This is a genomic window from Novosphingobium beihaiense (assembly GCF_022832375.1).
Classification (GTDB): domain Bacteria; phylum Pseudomonadota; class Alphaproteobacteria; order Sphingomonadales; family Sphingomonadaceae; genus Novosphingobium; species Novosphingobium beihaiensis.
The window spans coordinates 1-4,339 of record NZ_JALHLG010000086.1 but is presented as its reverse complement, the minus strand read 5'-3'; the positions used below and the strand labels follow the sequence as shown (position 1 = coordinate 4,339).

Below are 4,339 nucleotides of genomic sequence, written 5' to 3'. Positions count from 1 at the left end.
GCCCCGGCCGGTACGCCTGCCAAGGCTCCGGCCGCCGAAGCGAAGCCCGACGCGGCCGAAAAGCCTGCCGCTGCCGCGCCCGCGCCGCCGGTGGCTGGCCAGTCGATCCGCATCGACCTGTTCAAGCTGGACCGCCTTATCGATCTCGTGGGCGAACTGGTGATCGCGCAGGCCATGCTGGTGCAGCGCCTCGACAGTGCGGGCGTTACCGCTTCCGAAGAACTCAGCCTGCTCGAAACGCTGACGCGCGATATCCAGGAAAGCGCGATGTCGATTCGCGCACAGCCGATCGCCAGCGTCTTCAGCCGCGTGCCGCGTATCCTGCGCGACCTGGCCGCTTCGACCGGCAAGCATGTGAAGCTGGAAGTCTTCGGTGAGACCACCGAACTCGACAAGACCGTGATCGAGCGTTTGGGCGAACCGCTCACGCACCTGATCCGCAATGCGGTGGACCATGGCATCGAAAGCGCCGAGAACCGCATCGCTGCGGGCAAGCCTGCCGAAGGCACGCTGACTCTCTCCGCCGAGCACCGTTCGGGCCGCATTCTCATCACCATTGCCGACGACGGCGCGGGCATCAACCGCGAGGTTGTGCTGCGCAAGGCGATCGAGAAGGGCATTGTCAGCCCCGAAGCGCAGCTTTCGGCCGAGGAAATCGATAACCTGATTTTCGCGCCGGGCTTCTCGACCGCGCAAGTCGTCTCCAACATTTCCGGCCGCGGCGTTGGCATGGATGTGGTGCGCCAGAACGTGAAGGATCTGGGCGGCCGCATCACGATCGAAAGCGTTCCGGGCAAGGGCACGGCCTTCATTCTGACGCTGCCGCTGACGCTGGCGATTTCGGACGGCATGATCGTCGATGTCGGCGATCAGACGCTGGTGGTGCCGCTGGCCCATGTGGTGGAAAGCCTGCGTCCGGGCGAAGGAGACTTCCACGGTCTCGGATCGAGCCGCCAGATGCTCAATGTGCGCGGGCGGTTCATCCCGATCATCTCGCTCAAGGAAGCGCTGGGTGCCCCGACCGGGACCACCGACCCGCAAGCGGGCGTGCTGATCGTCGTCGATACCGAAAGCGCCGGACAGGCCGCGCTGCTGGTGGACGACATCTGCGACCAGCGCCAGTTCGTGATCAAGAGCCTGGCCACCAACTTCCGTTCGGTCGAGGGCGTTGCCGGTGCGACGATCCTGGGCGACGGCCGCGTGGCCCTCATTGTCGACGTCGACGGCCTCGTGGCCTGCGCGCTGCCCGCGCATGAAAGGCAGGCTGCGTGACCGCCGCCCCCGCCTCGACCAACACGATTCCCGGTGTCAGCCCGGATATCTATAGCTCTGCCGATTTCGCGCAGATCGCTAAGATCATCTATGGCGCTGCAGGGATCGTGCTGCCGCAGGGCAAGGCGATGCTGGTCTATTCCCGCCTTGCTCCGCTCGTGCGGGCGGCGGGGAGCGTCACGTTCTCCAAATACATCGAGCTTATCGGCGAGGATGCCGCGGAGCTGAACAAGACGGTGGCGGCTCTCACCACCAATCACACGTTCTTCTACCGCGAAGCGCATCACTTCGAGCATTTGCGGAACGAATTGCGGCCGCATCTGCTGGAAAAGCTGCGCCATCGTCAGCCGGTGCGGGTGTGGTCCGCAGGATGTTCGAGCGGCGAGGAAACCTGGTCGATCGTCATGAGCCTGCTGGGGCCGGACCGCTCCAGCGGCATCAACATGGCGCGCAGCGACTTGCGGGTGCTGGCGTCCGACATCGCGCCGCATGCGATCCAGAAGGCCGAAGCCGCGACGTATCCGGTGAAAGACCTGAGCCCGGTTCCCGAGGAACTGCGCCGCGTCTGGACCACGGAAAAGGGCGGCGACGCGGTGATGGCCGATGCGATGCGCCAGATCGTGCGCTTTCGTCTGCTCAATCTGCACGGCGACTGGCCGATCAAGGGCCACTTCGATTTCATCTTCTGCCGGAACGTCATGATTTATTTTGACAATCCGACGAAGGAACGGCTCGTCAAGCGCTTCGCGGACGTCCTCGAACCCGGCGGCTTTCTCTATATCGGTCACTCCGAACGCGTGACCGGGCCTGCCGCCAACGATTTCCAACTCGTCGGCCCGACGATCTACCGCAAGAGGGCCGCATGAGCATTCGTGTTCTGATCATCGACGATTCGCCCACCATGCGCGCGATCCTGATGTCGCGGCTGCGCGAGCAGCCCGATATCGAAGTGGTCGGCACGGCATCCAATGCCTCCGAAGGCCGCACGCTGATGAAGCAGCTAGACCCGGACGTGGTCACGCTCGACATCGAAATGCCGGGCATGAACGGTCTCGACTTCCTTGAGAAGATCATGACCCTGCGCCCGACGCCGGTGATCATCGTCTCGGGCGCGACGCAGGAAGGCAACGAGGTTACGGCGCGTGCGCTCGCGCTCGGTGCGGTGAACTGCTATTCCAAGTACGATCCGACCGGCAAGCTGGCGCTGCAGGACAGCGGAGAGCTGGCCAAGCTGATCCGCGATGCCGCGCAGATCGAATTCCGCAAGCCGATGCGCAATGCACCGGCGGTTGCCGAGGAAAGCCGCCGTTCGATCAAGCGCGATACGCGCCTGATCGCGGTCGGTTCGTCCACCGGCGGGGTCGAGGCCTTGCAGGTCCTGTTGCGCGGATTCCCGCAGGATTGCCCGCCCACGGTCATCGTGCAGCACGTCAATCCCCGGTTTGCCCCGGCGATTGCCCGCACGCTCGACCAGGTCTGCCCCGCAACGGTGCAGGTGGCGGTGCACGACATGCCGCTCAAGAGCGGTCACGTCTATCTGGCCGCCGAAGCCGGACATCATCTTATGGTTAAGGGCAACGCTACGCTTTATGCCAAGCTGCGCCGGGGGGAGCCGGTTTCCGGCCATATCCCCAGCGTTGATGCGCTGTTCCATTCGGTGGCTGAATATGTCGGCGCGGATGCCGTGGGCATCCTGCTGACCGGCATGGGCCAGGACGGCGCCAAGGGCCTGCTGGCCATGGCGGAGAAGGGCGCGCACACGATCGCTCAGGATGAAGCGACCTGCACGGTCTTCGGCATGCCGCGAGCGGCGATTTCACTGGGGGCGGCGTGCGTCGTCGCTCCGATCAACAGCATTGCGCGTCACGCGCTCCACAAGGCGGCTTGATAGCGATGTCCCTAGATCTCACTCCGCCCAACATGACGCGCCTGACGGTGCTGCAAGGCCAGTTCAAGGTCAGTGCAGGCCCTAAGGTGGAATTCAGCACTGTGCTGGGCTCTTGCGTGGCCACTTGTCTCTACGATCCGGCCGTCGAGCTTGGCGGCATGAACCACTTCCTGCTGTCCGAACCGCCGGCCAGCCATAACCCCGGCGAAGTGGACGTTCATTACGGCGTTTACCTGATGGAAATGCTGATCAACGAAATGCTGTCCTACGGCGCCCGCAAGGAGCGTCTGCGCGCCCACCTTTATGGCGGTGCGAATATCCGCGCTGGCATGCAGCAGATCGGCACGGCCAATGCCGAATTCGCGCGCAGCTTTCTGGTGCGCGAACGTATCAATCTGGTCCGCGAGGACCTGGGGGGCACCAATGCCCGCCGCGTAGATTTCCGTCCGGCGTCCGGTCAGGTCCGGTGCCGCACTGTCGCCTCCTCGGATGCACCCGAGGTGAAACCGCAACCCGTGTTCCGCCCGGTCCCACGCGGCGAAGTCGAACTGTTCTGACCAAACGAGGCATCCGATGTCCAAGACAACCCGCATTCTTACTGTAGATGACAGCGCATCCATGCGTGCGCTGCTCAATCACGCCCTGTCCACCAACGGTTTCGATGTGGCCCAGGCCGACGACGGCGTTTCCGCGCTGGAATGGCTGGCGGTGAACGAAGTTGATGTCGTGATTACCGACATCAACATGCCCCGTCTCGACGGTTTCGGCCTGATCGAGCAGGTGCGCGGCGGCACCCGCCATCGCGACCGGCCGATTCTGGTGCTGACCACCGAAAGCTCGGACGAGAAGAAGGCCCGGGCCCGCGCCGCAGGCGCGACCGGCTGGATCGTCAAGCCGTTCGATACCGACAAGCTTGTCGCGGCCGTGCGCCGCGTTGCTCACTGACTTTACCCGCAAAGGAGGTTCGGGACATGCACCGAGAACTCATAACTTTCGAAATTGCCGGCCAGATCTTCGCGCTCGACATCATGTCGATCCGCGAAATCCGCGCCTGGACCCCGGTCACGCCGATGCCGCGTGTGCCGTCTTACGTCGCAGGGGTGGTCAACCTGCGCGGCACGGTCCTGCCGGTGATCGATCTCGCCGCCCGTCTGGGCTGGACGCCTACCGAGGCGACCC

6 protein-coding genes are annotated in these 4,339 nt (G+C 64.2%); all 6 read left to right on the top strand.

What is annotated here, in order from left to right:
- The coding region (locus tag MTR66_RS20985) for a chemotaxis protein CheA (protein WP_243924664.1) at positions 1 to 1,272 on the top strand (1,272 nt) is incomplete at its 5' end.
- Positions 1,269 to 2,138 (top strand): CheR family methyltransferase, encoded by an 870-nt coding sequence (locus MTR66_RS20980; protein WP_243924662.1) that lies wholly within the window; start codon positions 1,269 to 1,271, stop codon positions 2,136 to 2,138. The genes MTR66_RS20985 and MTR66_RS20980, both read left to right, overlap by 4 nt.
- A complete protein-coding gene (locus MTR66_RS20975) occupies positions 2,135 to 3,160 on the top strand; it encodes a protein-glutamate methylesterase/protein-glutamine glutaminase (protein WP_243924660.1) in 1,026 nt (341 codons plus the stop codon). Before MTR66_RS20980 ends, MTR66_RS20975 begins: the two co-directional genes overlap by 4 nt.
- Positions 3,157 to 3,717: a chemotaxis protein CheD gene (locus MTR66_RS20970; RefSeq protein WP_407673102.1), complete on the top strand. Its 561-nt coding sequence runs from the start codon at positions 3,157 to 3,159 to the stop codon at positions 3,715 to 3,717. Before MTR66_RS20975 ends, MTR66_RS20970 begins: the two co-directional genes overlap by 4 nt.
- Positions 3,718 to 3,733: 16 nt before the next feature.
- The gene (locus tag MTR66_RS20965) at positions 3,734 to 4,105 is read left to right on the top strand and encodes a response regulator (protein ID WP_082010295.1); all 372 of its coding nucleotides are present in this window, start codon (positions 3,734 to 3,736) and stop codon (positions 4,103 to 4,105) included.
- A gap of 26 nt (positions 4,106 to 4,131) precedes the next feature.
- Positions 4,132 to 4,339: chemotaxis protein CheW (locus tag MTR66_RS20960; protein WP_243924657.1), on the top strand; the 208-nt coding region annotated here is incomplete at its 3' end.